The sequence below is a fragment of the Micromonospora sp. WMMA1998 genome, from assembly GCF_027497375.1.
GTDB lineage: Bacteria > Actinomycetota > Actinomycetes > Mycobacteriales > Micromonosporaceae > Micromonospora > Micromonospora sediminicola.
Genome location: NZ_CP114911.1, coordinates 5,592,554 through 5,608,938, shown reverse-complemented (window position 1 = coordinate 5,608,938; position 16,385 = coordinate 5,592,554). Strand labels below are relative to the sequence as shown.

General features: G+C 75.2%; 16 protein-coding genes. 7 read left to right on the top strand and 9 right to left on the bottom strand.

All coding sequences use genetic code 11. The features are described 5' to 3' along the window. Positions 1–12: 12 nt before the first annotated feature. From rlmN to O7600_RS26090, 7 genes are all read right to left on the bottom strand, one after another. On the bottom strand, positions 13–1,158 hold the full coding sequence (gene rlmN, locus O7600_RS26120; protein ID WP_281591080.1) for a 23S rRNA (adenine(2503)-C(2))-methyltransferase RlmN: 1,146 nt from the start codon (positions 1,156–1,158) through the stop codon (positions 13–15). Positions 1,159–1,262: 104 nt separating this feature from the next. After that, positions 1,263–2,540: a phosphatidate cytidylyltransferase gene (locus O7600_RS26115; protein WP_281591079.1), complete on the bottom strand. Its 1,278-nt coding sequence runs from the start codon at positions 2,538–2,540 to the stop codon at positions 1,263–1,265. Between the two features lie 255 nt (positions 2,541–2,795). Beyond that, entirely contained in the window at positions 2,796–3,353 is a 558-nt protein-coding gene (gene frr, locus O7600_RS26110) for a ribosome recycling factor (RefSeq protein ID WP_281591078.1), read from the bottom strand. 85 nt (positions 3,354–3,438) lie between these two features. Beyond that, on the bottom strand, positions 3,439–4,206 hold the full coding sequence (gene pyrH, locus O7600_RS26105) for a UMP kinase (protein WP_036345766.1): 768 nt from the start codon (positions 4,204–4,206) through the stop codon (positions 3,439–3,441). A gap of 156 nt (positions 4,207–4,362) precedes the next feature. Then, a complete protein-coding gene (tsf, locus tag O7600_RS26100) occupies positions 4,363–5,190 on the bottom strand; it encodes a translation elongation factor Ts (RefSeq protein ID WP_091580167.1) in 828 nt (275 codons plus the stop codon). 127 nt (positions 5,191–5,317) lie between these two features. Continuing rightward, positions 5,318–6,184, bottom strand: a complete 867-nt coding sequence (gene rpsB, locus O7600_RS26095) for a 30S ribosomal protein S2 (RefSeq protein WP_114919656.1) — start codon at positions 6,182–6,184, stop codon at positions 5,318–5,320. Positions 6,185–6,419: 235 nt separating this feature from the next. Continuing rightward, entirely contained in the window at positions 6,420–7,439 is a 1,020-nt protein-coding gene (locus tag O7600_RS26090) for a hypothetical protein (RefSeq protein ID WP_348651361.1), read from the bottom strand. A gap of 208 nt (positions 7,440–7,647) precedes the next feature. On the opposite strand from O7600_RS26090, the gene O7600_RS26085 reads away from it, so the two are divergent. From O7600_RS26085 to O7600_RS26075, 3 genes are read left to right on the top strand one after another with little or no spacing between them, the layout of a single operon-like run. After that, entirely contained in the window at positions 7,648–8,007 is a 360-nt protein-coding gene (locus O7600_RS26085; RefSeq protein ID WP_281591076.1) for a YraN family protein, read from the top strand. 1 nt (position 8,008) lies between these two features. Beyond that, positions 8,009–9,529, top strand: coding sequence for a YifB family Mg chelatase-like AAA ATPase (locus O7600_RS26080; RefSeq protein WP_281591075.1), 1,521 nt, complete (start codon positions 8,009–8,011; stop codon positions 9,527–9,529). Beyond that, a complete protein-coding gene (locus O7600_RS26075; RefSeq protein WP_281591074.1) occupies positions 9,526–10,725 on the top strand; it encodes a DNA-processing protein DprA in 1,200 nt (399 codons plus the stop codon). Before O7600_RS26080 ends, O7600_RS26075 begins: the two co-directional genes overlap by 4 nt. A 2-nt stretch (positions 10,726–10,727) precedes the next feature. Here the strand turns inward: O7600_RS26075 and O7600_RS26070 are convergent, their stop codons facing one another. Then, positions 10,728–11,069, bottom strand: coding sequence for a hypothetical protein (locus tag O7600_RS26070; RefSeq protein ID WP_281591073.1), 342 nt, complete (start codon positions 11,067–11,069; stop codon positions 10,728–10,730). Positions 11,070–11,531: 462 nt separating this feature from the next. Between O7600_RS26070 and O7600_RS26065 the strand changes: the two genes are divergently transcribed. Together O7600_RS26065 and O7600_RS26060 are read left to right on the top strand one after the other, a co-directional pair. Further along, a complete protein-coding gene (locus tag O7600_RS26065; protein WP_281594270.1) occupies positions 11,532–12,644 on the top strand; it encodes a tyrosine recombinase XerC in 1,113 nt (370 codons plus the stop codon). 88 nt (positions 12,645–12,732) lie between these two features. Continuing rightward, positions 12,733–13,914 carry an aminotransferase class V-fold PLP-dependent enzyme gene (locus tag O7600_RS26060; RefSeq protein ID WP_281591072.1) on the top strand — a complete coding sequence of 394 codons (1,182 nt, stop codon included), beginning with the start codon at positions 12,733–12,735 and terminating at the stop codon, positions 13,912–13,914. Between the two features lie 13 nt (positions 13,915–13,927). On the opposite strand, the gene O7600_RS26055 is transcribed toward O7600_RS26060, so the two are convergent. Next, entirely contained in the window at positions 13,928–14,488 is a 561-nt protein-coding gene (locus O7600_RS26055; protein ID WP_281591071.1) for a M23 family metallopeptidase, read from the bottom strand. A gap of 133 nt (positions 14,489–14,621) precedes the next feature. Here O7600_RS26055 and O7600_RS26050 point away from each other — a divergent pair, with 133 nt between their 5' ends. Beyond that, the gene (locus O7600_RS26050; protein WP_281591070.1) at positions 14,622–15,272 is read left to right on the top strand and encodes a class I SAM-dependent methyltransferase; all 651 of its coding nucleotides are present in this window, start codon (positions 14,622–14,624) and stop codon (positions 15,270–15,272) included. After that, on the top strand, positions 15,269–16,375 hold the full coding sequence (locus O7600_RS26045; RefSeq protein WP_281591069.1) for a sulfite oxidase: 1,107 nt from the start codon (positions 15,269–15,271) through the stop codon (positions 16,373–16,375). Before O7600_RS26050 ends, O7600_RS26045 begins: the two co-directional genes overlap by 4 nt. The last annotated feature ends 10 nt before the right edge of the window (positions 16,376–16,385 follow it).

The following is a 16,385-nucleotide window of genomic DNA, read 5'->3' as shown; positions in this document are numbered from 1 at the left end:
GGTCTCGTACCGCTACGCCGTTGCCGCGCGTGAGTCGCTGTCCGTGTCCTCGGCGGCGGCGAGCTGCCCACACGCCCCGTCGATCTCGCGCCCCCGGGTGTCCCGCACCGTCGTGGACACCCCGGCGTCGCGCAACCGCCGGACGAACTCCCGCTCGACCGGCTTCGGGCTGGCGTCCCAGCGGCTGCCCGGAGTCGGGTTGAGCGGGATCAGGTTCACGTGGGCCAACTTGCCGGCCAGCAGCCGCCCGAGCAGATCGGCTCTCCACGGCTGGTCGTTCACGTCCTTGATCATCGCGTACTCGATGGACACGCGACGCCCCGTCGTGGCCGCGTAGTCCCACGCCGCGTCCAGCACCTCGGACACCTTCCAGCGCTGGTTGACCGGGACGAGTTCGTCGCGCAGCTCATCATCGGGGGCGTGCAGCGACAACGCAAGGGTCACCGAGAGGTCTTCGCTGGCCAGTCGGCGGATGGCCGGGACCAGCCCGACCGTGGAAACGGTGATGTGCCGCTGGGACAGGCCGAGCCCCTCCGGTGCCGGCGCGACCAGGCGGCGGATCGCCGCGACCACCCGCGCGTAGTTGGCCAGCGGCTCGCCCATGCCCATGAACACCACGTGCGACAGCCGCGGCGGTGAGCCGGCCACCGCACCGGAGGCGGCCACCCCGGCCAGGTAGACGGCCTGGTCGACGATCTCCGCGGTGGACAGGTTGCGGGTCAGCCCGGCCTGGCCGGTGGCGCAGAACGGGCAGGCCATGCCGCAGCCGGCCTGGCTGGAGATGCAGACGGTGACCCGGTCCGGGTAGCCCATCAGCACGCTCTCCACCAGCGAGCCGTCGTGCAGCCGCCAGAGCGCCTTGCGGGTCGCGCCGTCGTCGCAGGCGAGCTCGCGGACCGGGGTGAGCAGCGTGGGCAGCAGCGAGCCGGCCAGCCGCTCGCGGGTCGCCGCCGGCAGGTCGGTCATCCGCTCCGGGTCGCGCACCAGGCGCCCGAAGTAGTGGTTGGAGACCTGCTTGGCGCGGAACGCCGGTTCGCCCAGCTCGGTGACGAGCGCCTGCCGGCCCGGCAGGTCCAGGTCGGCGAGGTGGCGGGGAGGCATCGCGGGCTTGCGGCCGCGGGCGTCGGGGTCTACGGAGATCAGCGGGAGGCTCGTCATGGCGCGTCCAGTCTGACACGCGTCCGACCGGACGCACCCGTCCGTGGGTGCCGAATCGTCCCCGACCGGCCGGTCCGGCCCGCGACGCCGCCGTGATCCATCCCTCAGCCCACCACCGGCACGAACACCGCCAGCAGCAGATACGCCGTCGGCACCGCGAACAGGATCGAGTCGAGCCGGTCCATCAGGCCGCCGTGCCCGGGCAGCAGGTTGCTCATGTCCTTGACCCCGAGATCCCGCTTGATCATCGACTCGGCGAGGTCGCCGAGCACCGCCGCGCAGGAGATCGCCACCCCGAACAGGGCGCCCCACCAGGGGGCCACGTCGAACAGCAGCCACAGCAGCACGGCGCTGCCCGCCGCCGCGGCCGTGACCGAGCCGGCGAAGCCCTCCCAGGACTTCTTCGGGCTGATCGTCGGCGCCATCGGGTGCTTGCCGAACGCCACCCCGGCGGCGTACCCGCCGGTGTCGGAGAGCACCACCGCGACCAGCGTGACCAGCACCCGCAGGTGCCCGTCGTCGGGCGCCGCCGCGAGCAGGGCCGCGAAGCCGGCCAGGAAGGGCACGTACACCGCGATCAGGGTGGCCGCGGTCAGGTCGCGCTGGTAGTTGCCGGGCCCGTCGCCCAGCCGCCAGATCATCGTGCCCAGCACGGTGACCAGCAGCCCGAGGCAAAGCGCGTCCGGGCCGGCGAACCAGGCCAGCCCGACCGTGAGCACGCCACCGGCGACCAGCGGCACCAGCGGCGGGTGGGCGCCGCTGCGACGGACCGCCCGGGCCATCTCCCCGATGCCGATGGCCACGGCGGCGGCGAGCACGGCGAGGAACGCCGGCAGGAAGAAGAACAGCGGCAGCACGATCGCCGCGCCGAGGGCCACCCCGACGCCGATCGCCGCCGGCAGGTTACGGCCGGCCCGGGACGACCCGGGCACGGCGGTCGGGGGCCGCTCCGCGCTCGCCCGCCGACGGCCCCGGGCCCGGCGGCCGGGCGGTGGCTCGGGCGCCGGCTCGTCGCGTACCGGCTCGTCACGGACCGGGGCGATCTGGGCGGTCGGGTACTCGTCGTCCGGCCGGTCCCCACCCCACCCGCCGCGCCCGCCGGGCGCCGGCTCGTCCCGGCGGTCGCGCTCCGCGGCCTGGGGTTCGTCGTACGGCCGCGCGGCGTCGTGGCGTCGGGTCGTCTCGGGGTACGGGTCGGCGCCCGGGCGCGCGTACGTCTCCGGGCGCGCGTAGGCGCCCGCGTCGGCGGGGTGCGGACGGGCGCCCGGGCCGGGGCGCTGCCACGGACCGGGTTCGAGATCGGTCTCCGGCCAGGGCAGCGCGGGCGCCGGGCGGTCCCAGCCGCGCGGCTCGGCGCCGCCGTAGGGGTCGGGGTGGGACATCACGCACCGGCAGACGGTACGAAAGCCACCACATGACGCAAGATCAAGACCATCCCCTACCAGCGTGAGACTTCCTGTTGACCGACCGACGGCCGGGCGACTCCCGCCGTTCACCCGGTGGTGGTCGGGAATCGTGCCGAGCCTACTGCACCCGCGAAGCGCCGAAGGTGGACGCCGCCGGGCACGACGACGGCACCGGGCCGCCGCCCGGGGTCGGGCGGCGGCGGCGCGGTGCCGTCACGGTACGCGGGCCGCTCAGACCTCGAGCAGCTCGCTCTCCTTGTGCTTGACCAGCTCGTCGACGGTGCCGACGAAGCGCTGGGTCAGGTCGTCCAGCTCCTTCTCCGCGCGCCGGCCCTCGTCCTCGCCGACCTCGCCGTCCTTGACCAGGCGGTCCAGCTCCTCCTTGGCCTTACGGCGGGTGTTGCGGACGGCCACCTTGGCCTCTTCGCCCTTGTGCCGGACCACCTTGATCATCTCGCGGCGACGTTCCTCGGTCATCTGCGGGAGCACGATGCGCAGCTGGTTGCCCTCGTTGTTCGGGTTGACCCCGAGGTCCGAGTCGCGGATCGCCTTTTCCATCGCGTTGGTCTGCGAGTTGTCGTACGGCTTGATGATCACCATGCGCGGCTCGGGCACCGCGATGGACGCCATCTGCGGCAGCGGGGTGGGGCTGCCGTAGTAGTCGATGAGGATCCGGGAGAACATGGCGGCGTTGGCGCGACCGGTGCGGATCCCGCCGAACTCCTCCTTGGCGTGCTCGATCGCACGCTCCATCTTCTCCTCCGCCTCGAGGAGGGTGTCGTCGATCACCGGTCTCCTCGCCTCCTTCTGTCGCTCGTCGTGGGCTGTGCTGGTGCTGCAGTGGCAGAGGACCGCTGCCGGTCCGGCGGGCCGGTCAGGCGGTGATCAGCGTGCCGATCTTCTCACCGCCGACGGCACGGACGATCGTGTCGTCGCCCTGGGCGCCGAAGACCAGCATCGGCAGGCCGTTCTCCATGCAGAGGCTGAACGCGGCGGCGTCGGCCACCCGCAGGTTGCGGCGCAGCACCTCGGAGAAGGTGATCGAGTCGAGCTTGCTCGCCGTCGGGTCGATCCGGGGGTCGGCGGTGTAGACCGCGTCCACGCCGTTCTTGCTCATCAGCACCACGTCCGCGCGGATCTCCAGCGCCCGCTGGGCGGCCACGGTGTCGGTGGAGAAGTAGGGCATCCCGGCGCCCGCGCCGAAGATCACCACGCGGCCCTTCTCCAGGTGCCGGATCGCGCGCAGCGGGATGTACGGCTCGGCGACCTGGGCCATGGTGATGGCGCTCTGCACCCGGGTCTCGATGCCCTCCTTCTCCAGGAAGTCCTGGAGCGCGAGGCAGTTCATCACCGTGCCGAGCATGCCCATGTAGTCGGCGCGGGCCCGGTCCATGCCCCGCTTCTGCAGCTCGGCGCCGCGGAAGAAGTTGCCGCCGCCGACCACCACGGAGACCTGCACGCCGCGGCGGACCACGGTGGCGATCTGCCGGGCGATGCCCTGCACGACGTCCGGGTCGACGCCGATCGCGCCGCCGCCGAAGACCTCACCGGAGAGCTTCAGCACCACCCGGCGGGACCGACCGGGCGGAGGGGCGGTCGGATCGTCCGCCGCCAGGCTCCGGTCACTCACAACCTGCGTCATCCGCCCCGCCCCTTCTCCCCGCGCGCCGCGCGGGCCTCGCGTACGTGCCCCTGCAGACCCTATGTGACGAGGAGGCCGCGGTGCCTGTCGCGTACACCGGCGGCCTCCTCGTCGACGTTCTCCCTGCGCCCGGGCTCAGCGGCCCGGAGCGGCGGCTCAGGCCTGGCCGACCTCGAACCGCACGAAGCGGGTCACCTCGATGCCGGCGTCGGCCAGCACCTGCTTGACGGTCTTCTTGTTGTCGGCGACCGCGGCCTGCTCCAGCAGGACGAAGTCCTTGAAGAAGGCGTTGACCCGACCCTCGACGATCTTCGGCAGCGCCGCCTCGGGCTTGTTCTCCTCGCGGGCGGTCTGCTCGGCGATGCGCCGCTCGGACTCGACGGTCTCCGCCGGCACCTCGTCGCGGGTGAGGTACTTCGGCCGCATCGCGGCGATCTGCATGGCCACGCCACGCGCGTCGGCGTCGGCGGCCTCGTCGGTCTTGCCGGAGAACTGCACCAGCACGCCGACCGCCGGGGGCAGGTCCTGGCTCTTGCGGTGCAGGTAGACCGCGGTGGTGCCGTCGAGCTTGGCGAAGCGGTTCAGCACCAGCTTCTCGCCGATCTTGGCGGACTGCTCCTGGATCAGGTCGGCCACGCTCTTGCCGTCGATGGTGCTGGCGAGCAGCTCCTCGGCGTTGGTGGCGCCGCTGGCCACACCGTGCTCGACCAGCTGCTGGGCCAACGCGATGAAGGCGTCGTTCTTGGCGACGAAGTCGGTCTCGCAGTTGAGCTCCAGCAGCGCCTGGCCGGAGTGGGCGATGAGACCGTTGGCGGCGGTGCGGCCGGCCCGCTTGCCGACGTCCTTCGCGCCCTTGACGCGCAGGATCTCGACGGCCTTGTCGAAGTCGCCCTCGGCCTCGGTCAGCGCCTTCTTGGAGTCCATCATGCCGGCGCCGGTGAGGTCGCGGAGCTTCTTGACGTCCGCGGCGGTGAAGTTGGACATGACTCTCTCTTCGGTGTCAGTGAGATGGTCTGGGTGCCCGGTTACCCGGATCCGGGCCGGTTCTGCCCGGCGTACCCGCCGCGCCCCGCCGCCCGGGAAACCGGACGGCGGGGACGCGACGGCGAGATCACTCCGCGGCGGCGGTCGCCGGCTGCTCGGCGGCCGGCGCGGCCTGCTCGGCGGCGGCGGGCTGCTCGTCGGCCTTCTTCGGCTCCTCGAGCAGCTCGCGCTCCCACTCGGCCAGCGGCTCGTCGGCGCCGACCTGGCCCGCCTCGGGCTTCTCGTCGGCGCCCCGGTTGCGGCCGGAGCGGGCGATCAGACCGTCGGCGACGGCGGCGGCGACGACCTTGGTCAGCAGCTCGGCCGAGCGGATGGCGTCGTCGTTGCCCGGGATCGGGAAGTCGACCTCGTCCGGGTCGCAGTTGGTGTCGAGCACCGCGATCACCGGGATGCCCAGCTTGCGGGCCTCGTCGACGGCGATGTGCTCCTTCTTGGTGTCGACGATCCAGACCGCGGCCGGGAGCTTCTGCATGTCCCGCAGACCACCGAGGGTCTTGGTGAGCTTGATCTTCTCGCGGGAGAGCTGGAGGGTCTCCTTCTTGGTGTAACCGGCGGCGGTGCCGCTCAGGTCACCCAGGGCCTCGAGCTCCTTCATCCGCTGCAGCCGCTTGTACACGGTCTGGAAGTTGGTCAGCATGCCACCGAGCCAGCGGTGGTTGACGTACGGCTGGCCGACCCGGGTCGCCTGCTCGGCGATGGCCTCCTGGGCCTGCTTCTTGGTGCCGACGAACAGGATGCTGCCGCCGCCCGCGACGGTGGTGCGAACGAACTCGTACGCCTTCTCGATGTAGTCGAGCGTCTGGCGCAGGTCGATGATGTAGATACCGTTGCGCTCGGTGAAGATGAAGCGCTTCATCTTCGGGTTCCAGCGCCGGGTCTGGTGCCCGAAGTGCACACCGCTCTCCAGCAGCTGACGCATGGTCACGACGGCCATGGTGGGTACTCCTACTTTGTCCCTGGTTGTCCGTCCGGTCGGCGACCGGACGCCTGGCGCCCGGTCGCCGGCCAGGGTGGGCCCGGTGCGGAACCGGGACCAGGGAGGCCGTCGCCCCACGGGAGGACCGTGGAGAGGGCGCGCGAGGTCGACCGCGCGAGGCGGTCGCCAGTCGACCAGTGTACGCGCCTTCTCCGCACCCCGGCCCCGGGGTGCGTTTCCTCCCCGCCCGGTATCAGCGGGCGGCGAGGGCGGCGGCCAGGAAGAGCACCAGACCGACGGTCAGGTACGCCGTCGGTGGGCGGAGCCAGCCACGACTGCCGTCGGCGAGCGCCAGCCCGCCGGTGCGCAGCCCGTACAGGCCGGCGCCGAAGATCGGCAGCCCGACCACCAGGAACGTCCCCACCACCACGTGCGACGTGGACACCGGATCACCCACCAGCCCGTGCAGCAGCACCCGCAACGCCGGCACCTCCAGCACCAGCACCAGCGCCGCCAGCAGCACCGCGAGCGCCGGGCGCCGGGTCCGGTAGACGCCGTCACCCGGCGGCGGCCCGTCCGTCCGGGGCACCACCGACGGCATCGGGCCGGTCGGCATCTCCAGCGGGTTCGGCGGCGCCGCCGACTCCGCCGGCCCACCGGGACGCTCACCGATGGTCAACGGGGTGGCCGAGCCCGGACCCGGCCGGCCGCCCAGCGACATCTGGGTGCCGCCGGTCGCGCCGGTGTCGACGATCGGGTAGCCGCCCAGCGGCCCGGGTCGCGCCTGGTCGACCCCGCCCACGAGACCGTCGCCGCCGCGCGCGCCGAACGCGTCGGCGCCGCGGGACCCGCCGCCGAGCGGGTCGGCGACCGGGGCCGAGGCGCCGCCCAGCGAGGCCGGGGCGCCGCCGAGCGGGGTCGACGTGCCGTGCGAGGCGGTGCCGAGCGCGTCGACGCCGCTGCGGGAGAGCGGGTCCTCACCGCCCTGCGCCTCGCGCGCCGCCCGCCGGCCGGCCCGACCGGGCAGCTCGCCGGAGACCTCCGGGTCGTCCGGACGCTGCGACCGCCAGCCGCTGGTGTCGTCGACCAGCGGGTCGGCGGCGGAGTAACCCCCGTACCGGCTCTCACCGGCGCGCTGCTCCGGGGCGCGGTAGTCGTCGTCGCGGTAGCGCGGCTCGCCCGCGGCGCGCCACTCCGACTCGTACCCGCGGTCGCCCCAACGCGACCCCTGCTGATCCTCGGGATAGCTCCGTCGTCCGTCCACGACGGGCACGGTATGCGACCGGCACCAGCCGCGCCATTCGGGCCGACCGGAACATCGCGCCAGCTCGGGGGCGGCAGCGGCCGGCTCCGCGCCGCCGTGGGGTGATCCGGTGGCACATCGGCCGGAAGATCGTGGTGCTGTCCACAAGTCGGATCTCGTCCACAGGCCGGACGCCGGCGGCACGCGCCGCCCGGCCGCCGGTCGCAACCTGACCGGCATGACGAACCGGAACCAGGCCGTCGGGGCGTACGGCGAGCGGTGCGCGTTGCGGCACCTGATCGAGAGCGGCCTGCGGCCGATCGCCCGCAACTGGCGCTGTCCCGACGGGGAGATCGACATCATCGCCTGGGAGGGGCCGGTCCTGGCCTTCTGCGAAGTGAAGACCCGGCGCACCGAGCGGTACGGCGCCCCCGTCGAGGCCGTGGTCCGGGCCAAGGCCCGCCGGCTGCGTGGCCTGGCCGTCCGCTGGCTCGCCGAGACCGGCACCACCGCCGACGAGGTCCGCTTCGACGTGCTCTCGGTCCGGCTGCCGGTCACCGGCCGGGCCCAGGTCGAACACCTGCGGGGCGCGTTCTGACATGGGCTACGCAAAGATTCTCAGCGTCGGCCTCGCCGGGGTCGCCGGGCACGTCGTGGCGGTCGAGGCCGACCTCGCCCCCGGCCTGCCCGCCGTGGTCATCTCCGGCCTGCCCGACACCGCGTTGCACGAGGCCCGCGACCGGGTCCGCGCCGCCATCGTCAACTCCGGCCAGAAGTGGCCCAACCGGCGGATCACCCTCAACCTGCTGCCCGCCACGCTGCCCAAGTACGGCTCCGCCTTCGACCTGGCCATCGCCGTGGCGGTCCTCGCCGGCTCCGGCGAGCTGCCCCCGGTCGCCCTCGACGGCACCGTCGTCCTCGGCGAACTCGGGCTCGACGGCACGGTCCGTCCGGTGCGCGGCACCCTGCCCATGGTCGCCGCCGCCGCCCGGGCCGGATACACCCGCGTGGTCGTGCCCGCCGGCAACGCCGGCGAGGCGGCCGTCATCCCCGGCGTCCTGGTCCACGCGGTCGACACCCTGCACCGGCTCGTCGCCCACGTCCGGAACGGCACGCCACTGCTCGCCCCGGCCGCGCGGCCACCGGCCGACGTGCCGGTCGGGCCCGACCTCAGCGACGTGGCCGGGCAGCCCCTCGGCCGCCGGGCCCTGGAGATCGCCGCCGCCGGTGGCCACCACCTCGCCCTGCTCGGGCCGCCCGGCGCCGGCAAGACCATGCTGGCCGAGCGGCTGCCGTCGGTCCTGCCCGAACTGGAGGACGAGGCCGCCCTGGAGGTGACCGCGCTGCACTCGATCGCCGGGCTGCTGCCGCCCGGCGGTGGCCTGCTGCGCCGTCCCCCGTTCCAGGCGCCGCACCACACCGCCACGGTGCCCGCGCTGGTCGGCGGAGGTTCGGGGCTGGCGAGGCCCGGCGCGGTCTCGCTGGCCCACCGGGGCGTGCTCTTCCTCGACGAGGCGCCCGAGTTCGGCAAGGGCGCCCTGGAGGCGTTGCGCCAGCCGCTGGAGAGTGGTCTGGTCCGGATGGCACGCACCCGGGGCGCCATCGAATACCCGGCCCGGACGCAGCTGGTGCTGGCCGCCAACCCCTGCCCCTGCGCGAAACCGTCCGGCGACGTCGACTGCGAGTGCACGCCGCAGGCCCGGCGGCGCTACCTGGGGCGGCTCTCCGGCCCGCTGCTCGACCGCGTCGACGTGCTGGTCACGCTGCCGGCGATGCGCGCGGCGGAGCTGTTGCACACCGACACGCCGCACGAATCCTCGGCGACCGTGGCCGCCCGGGTGGCCGTGGCCCGGCGGGCCGCCGCCGACCGCTGGACGGCCACCGGGCACCGGGTGAACGCCGACGTCCCCGGCCCCTACCTGCGCCGCCCGCCGTGGCACCTGCCGGCGCGGGTGACCCGCGAGCTGCGTCGCCGCCTCGACACCGGCTCGCTCTCGGCGCGCGGGTACGACCGGGTGCTCCGGCTCGCGTGGACGGTCGCCGACCTGGACGGCCGGGACCGCCCCGACCAGGGGGACGTCGCGGAGGCCATCCACCTCAGGACAGGAGAGGGCGCGTGACCGCCACCGACGAGCAGCGGCTGGCCCGGGTCGCGCTGACCTGGCTCGCCGAGCCCGGCACGCGATCGGTCCACGCCCTGGTCGAGCGGATCGGCCCGGCGGCGACGCTCGACCTGCTGCTGGCCGGCGACGCGCCGGAGCGAACGCTCCGGTCGGCCGTCGCGGCCCGCACGGCGGCCGGTGACGCGCGCCGGGTGGCCGCCGAGGCCCTGGCCCGGGCCGAACGGCTCGGGGCGCGGCTGGTCACGCCGGAGGACGACGAGTGGCCGGCGCCGGTCGGCGAGCTGCGCCGGCTGGTGCTGCCCGACGCCGCCCGGCGGGTCGACGTGGAGACCGATCCGCCGCTCTGCTTCTGGGTACGCGGCGGCTGGCCGCTCGACGAGACACTGGCGCGTTCGGTGGCCGTGGTCGGCGCGCGGGCGGCCACCCCCTACGGCTCGCACGTCGCCACGGAGCTGGGCTACGGACTGGCCGACCGGGAGTGGACGGTCGTCTCCGGCGGGGCGTTCGGCATCGACTCGGCGGCCCACCGCGGGGCGTTGACCGCCGGTGGGCGCACCGTCGCGGTGCTGGCCTGCGGCCTGGACCGCCCGTACCCGATGGGCAACGCGGCGCTCTTCGACCGGATCGCCGAGACCGGCCTCCTGGTGAGCGAGTGGATGCCCGGCGCCGAGCCGTTGCGTCCCCGGTTCCTCATCCGCAACCGGGTCATCGCGGCGGCCACCAGGGGCACGGTGCTGGTCGAGGCCGCTGCCCGCAGCGGAGCCACCCAGACGCTCAACCGGGCGCTCGGGCTCGGCCGCCCTGCCATGGTGGTGCCGGGTCCGGTCACCTCGGCCATGTCGGTGGGCGGGCACGAGGTGCTCCGGGAACGGCCGTGCGCCCGGCTGGTCACCGGTGTCGCGCACGTGCTGGAGGAGGTCGGGCGGATCGGGTACGACCTGGCGCCGCCGGCCCGGGCGGCCGAGCGGCCGAGGGACCGGCTCGACGACGAGGCCACCCAGGTGTTGGAGGCGCTGCCCCGCCGTCGAGCCCTCGACCTGGAGAGCGTCGCGGCACGCGCCGGCGTGGACCTGCGCACCGCGATGCGAAAACTGTCCATGCTGGAGGAGCTGGAGCTGGTGGTGCGCCGGAGCGACGGCGGATACGCGCTCACGCCCCCCGACGCCACCGGGCGGGGACGGCGGCCGTCGTGACGTCAGTCGCCCTCGAACCGGATCTCGACGTCGCGGCTCTCCTGGCAGCGGCGGGCGAGCCGGGCCAGCCGGCGGATCTGGTCGACCTCCGCCGGCGCCCCGGCCGCCTCGGCCAGAGCACGCAGCTCGGTGAGCAGCTGCGGCACCTGGCCGGCGTCGACGACCAGTTCACCGAGCGGGTCGACCCGGTCCAGCAGCGGGGTGCGACCGCTGCCGCGTACCCGCTTGAGCAGGTCGAGCAGCACGTCCCGCGGATCCGCGACGACCTCGATCGAGACGTACGCGGGCGGGCGGCGGGCCGCGCCGGCCCGCACCCGCCGGTAGAGGACCGCATCCACTCCCACGCCCGGTCCCTCCTCGCACCGGCGTCACCGTCGCGGGACGCCCTGCCGATCGCCGCCGACCCGACCCTTCCGCCCGGCGCCCACCACCCCCGCCGCCCGCCGATGCGGGAGGGTCTGCTTCACCAGTCGGCGACGGCGGGGATCGGGTGGCCGGTTCCCCGCACCACTCTCCCGCCACACGAGTTTCCCCTGTCCAGCGCCGCTTCTGCCACCCCGCCCGGCGCGCCGCCACGACCAGGCGTGGCCGGCGCAGGCCGTCTCGCCGAGGTGGCGGTGTCCCGGGGCACCGACACCGCCACCCGGGCGGGGTGGAGTCGATCGTCGCGGGCGCGGGACCGAGGCGGCGGGCCGGGACGTGCCGGCCGTACGCTGGGATGGTGTTGGCCGTCCGCACCCGCAGGACCGGACCCGACTCCGACCACGGCCGCCGGGCCGAAGCGGCCGGGGCCGTCGGTGGGTGAGCTGCGGCGCGGCACCCGGGCCGCGCACGAGGAGCTGCCGGCGCCGATGCGCGAGGCGGTGGACGACTTCGCCGACCACCTGTCGCGGGTCCGTGACCGTTCGGCGCACACCGTGCGGGCCTACGTGACCGACCTCGTCTCGCTGCTCGACCACGCGGTCCGGATGGGTTGTGCCGACCTGGCGGGGTTGGACCTCGCGATGCTGCGCAGCTGGCTGGCCAAGCAGCGGACCATGGGGGCCGCCCGGACGACCATGGCCCGGCGGGCGGCGGCCGCGCGCACCTTCAGCGCCTGGGCGCACCGGGCCGGGCTGCTCCCCCACGACGTCGCCGCGCCGCTTGCCAGCCCCCGGGCCGGCCGGGAGCTGCCCACCGTCCTGCGCGCCGACCAGGCAGCCGCCCTGATGGACGCCCCGCTGCGCGCGGTAGACGCCTCGACCCCGGCCGGCACCGCTCCTGCCGAGGGTCGCACGGCCGCCCCGGTTCCGGCCGGCAACACGGCGGACCCGGGCGACACGGCGGACCCGAGCGACACGGCGGACCCGGGCGACACGGCCGAGCGGAGCGAGGCGGCCGCCCCGGTCGCGGCGGCCCCCGAGGACGCGACCGGGGCGGTACTGCTGCGGGACCGGCTGTTGCTCGAACTGCTCTACGGCACGGGAGTACGCGTCAGCGAGGCCTGCGGCTTGGACGTCGCCGACGTCGACCAGGCCCGCCGCGTGGTGCGCGTGCTCGGCAAGGGCGGCCGCGAGCGCGCGGTGCCCTACGGCGTGCCGGCGCAGCGAGCACTGGACGCGTGGCTGCGGCACGGCCGCCCGCGTCTGGCGACACCGGGATCGGGCCGCGCGCTGCTGCTCGGGGCCCGGGGCGGGCGACTCAACCCGACCACCGCACGGCGGATCGTGGCCGGCTGGTCCGGCGCGGCCGGGCTACCGAGGGTGACCCCGCACGGGCTGCGCCACTCGGCCGCCACCCACCTGCTCGAAGGGGGCGCCGACCTGCGGGCCGTGCAGGAGCTGCTGGGGCACTCGTCGCTCGCCAGCACCCAGATCTACACCCACGTCTCGGTCGAGCGGCTGCGGGCGGCCTACCGGCAGGCACACCCCCGGGCCTGACCGCCGTCGCACCGCACCGGCCGCCGCCCGCCGGGCCGCGGGCGCGGAAGCGGTCGGGTGATGATCCACGACGGGCTACGATCGACGGATGACGGTGCCGCGGCCGCCCGAGCCGATCCCGGGGGCTCGACTGCTCTTCTCCCTCGACCCGTCCGTCAGCCACCTCAACCACGGCGCGTTCGGCGCCGTGCCGATCCCCGTGCAGCGCGCCCAGCAACGGCTGCGCGACGAGATGGAGTCGAACCCGCTGCGGTTCTTCACCCAGGGCCTGGTGGACCGGATCGCCCACGCCCGGCGGCACCTGGCCACCTTTCTCGGGGCCGACCCCGACGGCACCACCCTGGTCAGCAATGTCACCACCGGCGCGGCCGTCGTGCTCCAGTCGCTCGCGCTGCGCCCGGGCGACGAGGTGGTGACCACCGACCACGGGTACGGGGCGGTCGCCCTGTCGGTGGCGCGGGAGTGCGCGCGGACCGGTGCGGTGTCCCGGACCCTGCCGGTGCCGTTGTCGGCCACCGACGAGGAGCTGGTCGAGATCGTCCGTGACGGGCTGCGCCCCGGGCGCACCCGGCTGCTGATCGTCGACCAGCTCACCTCGCCGACCGCCCGGCTGTTCCCGACCTCGGCGCTGGTCGCGGTGGCCCGGGAGCAGGGCGTGCCCGTGCTGGTGGACGCGGCGCACGCGCCGGGCATGCTGCCCACCACGGTGGCCTCGGTCGGCGCCGACTTCTGGGTCGGCAACCTGCACAAGTGGGCGTACGCGCCGCGCGGCACCGCCGCGCTGGTGGTCGCCGAGCGGTGGCGCGAACGCATCCAGCCGCTCGTGGTCTCGTGGGAGCAGGACTCCGGGTTCCCGACCCGGGTCGAGTGGCAGGCCACGCGCGACTACACCGGCTGGCTGGCCGCCCCGGTCGGCCTGTTCACGCTGCGCAGCCTCGGCCTGGACCGGGTCCGGACGCACAACGCGGCACTGGCCGCGTACGGGCAACGGGTCGTCGGGGACGCGCTCGGGGTGGCGCCGGAGCGGCTGCCGGAGCCCGGCGGACCGGCGGTGGCCATGCGGCTCGTCCCGTTGCCGCCCGGCGTCGCGACCACCCTGGACGCGGCCCGGGAGCTGCGGGCCCGGATCGCGGACCGGATCGGCGCTGAGGTGTCGGTCGCCGGCTGGAACGGGCGGGGTTACCTGCGCCTGTGCGGCCAGGTCTACAACACCCCGGAGGAGTACGACCGGCTGGCCGTGCGCCTGCCCACGCTGCTCGCCCAGGGCTGACCGGTCGGCCCGCTCACGGGCCCGGTGGGGTCGGGTCGAGCGGGAGCAGCCGGGCGCGACCGACGCCGAGCAGCGCGAGCGGGTCCAGGTAGTCGGCGCCCCGGCGCAGCCCCCAGTGCAGGCAGGCCACGGCGGGGCAGCCCGGATGGCCGCCGAGCAGCTCACCGATCGGCGTGCCGGCGTCGACGGGGGCGCCGGCGGCGAGGCGGGACCGGACCGGCTCGTAGGTGGTGCGCAGCCCGTCGCGGTGCCCGACGGTGACCACCGGCCGGCCGGCGACCGGACCGGCGAACAGGACCGTCCCGGGGCCGGCCGCGCGCACCTCGGCGCCCGGGTCGCCGGCCAGGTCCACGCCGCGGTGCCCGGCCAGCCACGGCTGCGGCGGCGGATCGAACCGGCGGACCACCAGGGCTCGGCCGGCCAGCGGCCACCGGAACGGCCCGGCGGCGCGGGCGTCGGTCCGGCCTCCCGTCGCCACCGGTTCCGGGCCCGCCGGCGCACCCGTCGGCACGGTCGGGGTGAGGATCAGCATCAGCAGCAGGGCCGCGCCGACGCGACCGGTCGAGGTCCACACCCCGCGCACTCTGCCCGCCCCGCGCGGCCGTCGTCACCTCGGCGTCATCACCACTGTGGACAACACCGGGGTTGTGGACGGCCGCCCGGTCTCGGGGCGGATCTGCTAGCGCCGGGCCGCCTATGCTGACCTCGTGACGAAGGACTGGTACGCCTGGCACCGCGACTACGACCAGCCCGACTCGGCGCTGTCGAGACGACTCGTCGAGGTGCGCCGCCGGGTCACCGAGGCGTTGGACGCCGCGCCGCCCGGTCCGCTGCGCGCGGTCAGCCTCTGCGCCGGCCAGGGACGCGACCTGATCCCCGTGCTCGCCACCCACCCCCGGGGCGGGGACGTGACCGCCCGCCTGGTGGAGCTGGACCCGCGCAACGCCGAGCTGGCCCGCCGGGCCGCCGCCGACGCGGGGCTGACCGGCGTGGAGGTGGTCACCGGGGACGCGGCGGTGACCGACCGCTACGCCGACCTGGCGCCCGCGGACCTGGTGCTGGTCTGCGGCATCTTCGGCAACATCGGCGACGACGACATCCGGGCGACCGTGCGGCACTGCGCGTCGCTCTGCGCCACCGGCGGCACGGTGCTGTGGACGCGGCACCGGCGGGAGCCGGACCTGGTGCCCACGATCTGCGACTGGTTCGCCGAGGAGGGCTTCGAACCGGTCGCGGTGAGCAGCCCCGCCGACGGCGTGGGCGTCGGCGCGCACCGTTTCACCGGCGCTCCCCGCTCGCTGGCGGCCGGCGCGCGGATGTTCGAGTTCGTCGGCTACGACCGGTTGGAGCAGTCATGACCACAGTGGGCGACGTGAGCCGGCCGTCCCGGGTCGCCGGGCCGGACGAGGCGATCAGCGCCGAGGAGCTCCAGCTGGCGGCGCGCAACCACGGCATCCCACTGGAGGCGTTGCGCTACGACGTGACCCCGGCCGGCCTGCACTACCTGCTCATCCACTACGACATCCCGGACGTCGACCCGGCCACGCACGCGCTCACCGTGTCCGGGGCGGTGCGGCGGCCGCTGCGGCTCGACCTGGCGGCGCTGCGGGCGCTCCCCCGGGTCACCCACCGGGTGACGCTGGAGTGCGCGGGCAACGGCCGGGCGCTGCTGCACCCCCGCCCGGTCAGCCAGCCGTGGCTGGTGGAGGCCGTGGGCAACGCCGAGTGGACGGGCACCCCGCTGGCCCCGCTGCTGCGCGAGGCCGGCCTGGCGGACGACGCGGTGGACGTGGTGTTCACCGGCGCCGACCACGGGGTGGAGCGCGGCGTCGAGCAGGACTACCAGCGGGCGCTGCCGGTGGCCGACGCGCTGCGCGAGGAGGTGCTGCTGGCGTACGAGATGAACGGCGCTCCCCTGCTGCCGCAGCACGGCGCGCCGGTGCGACTGATCGTGCCGGGCTGGTACGGCATGGCGCACGTCAAGTGGCTGCGCGACATCCGGGTGACGACCGAGCCGTTCGACGGCTACCAGAACGCGGTGGCCTACCGGCTGCGGCACGACGCCGACGACCCGGGGGTGCCGGTGACCCGGATCGAGCCCCGCGCGCTGGTGCGCCCGCCCGGCTTTCCGGACTTCATGTCCCGCACCCGGGTCCTGCGGCCGGGGCCGTGCACGGTGGACGGTCGGGCCTGGTCGGGGCACGCGCCGGTGACGTCGGTCGAGGTGACCGTCGACGGTGGTCAGACGTGGACGCCGGCGGACCTGGACGCGCCCTGCGGGGGCGAGTGGGCGTGGCGCCGGTGGTCGGTGCGCTGGACGGCGACGCCCGGCCGGTACGTGCTGGGCGCCCGGGCCACGGACGCCTCGGGGCGGACCCAGCCGGTCGAGCAGCCGTGGAACCGGGGCGGGTTCGCGAACAACCTGGTGCAGCGGGTCGAGGTGGTCGTGCCGGCGGAGTGAGCCGCGCTCG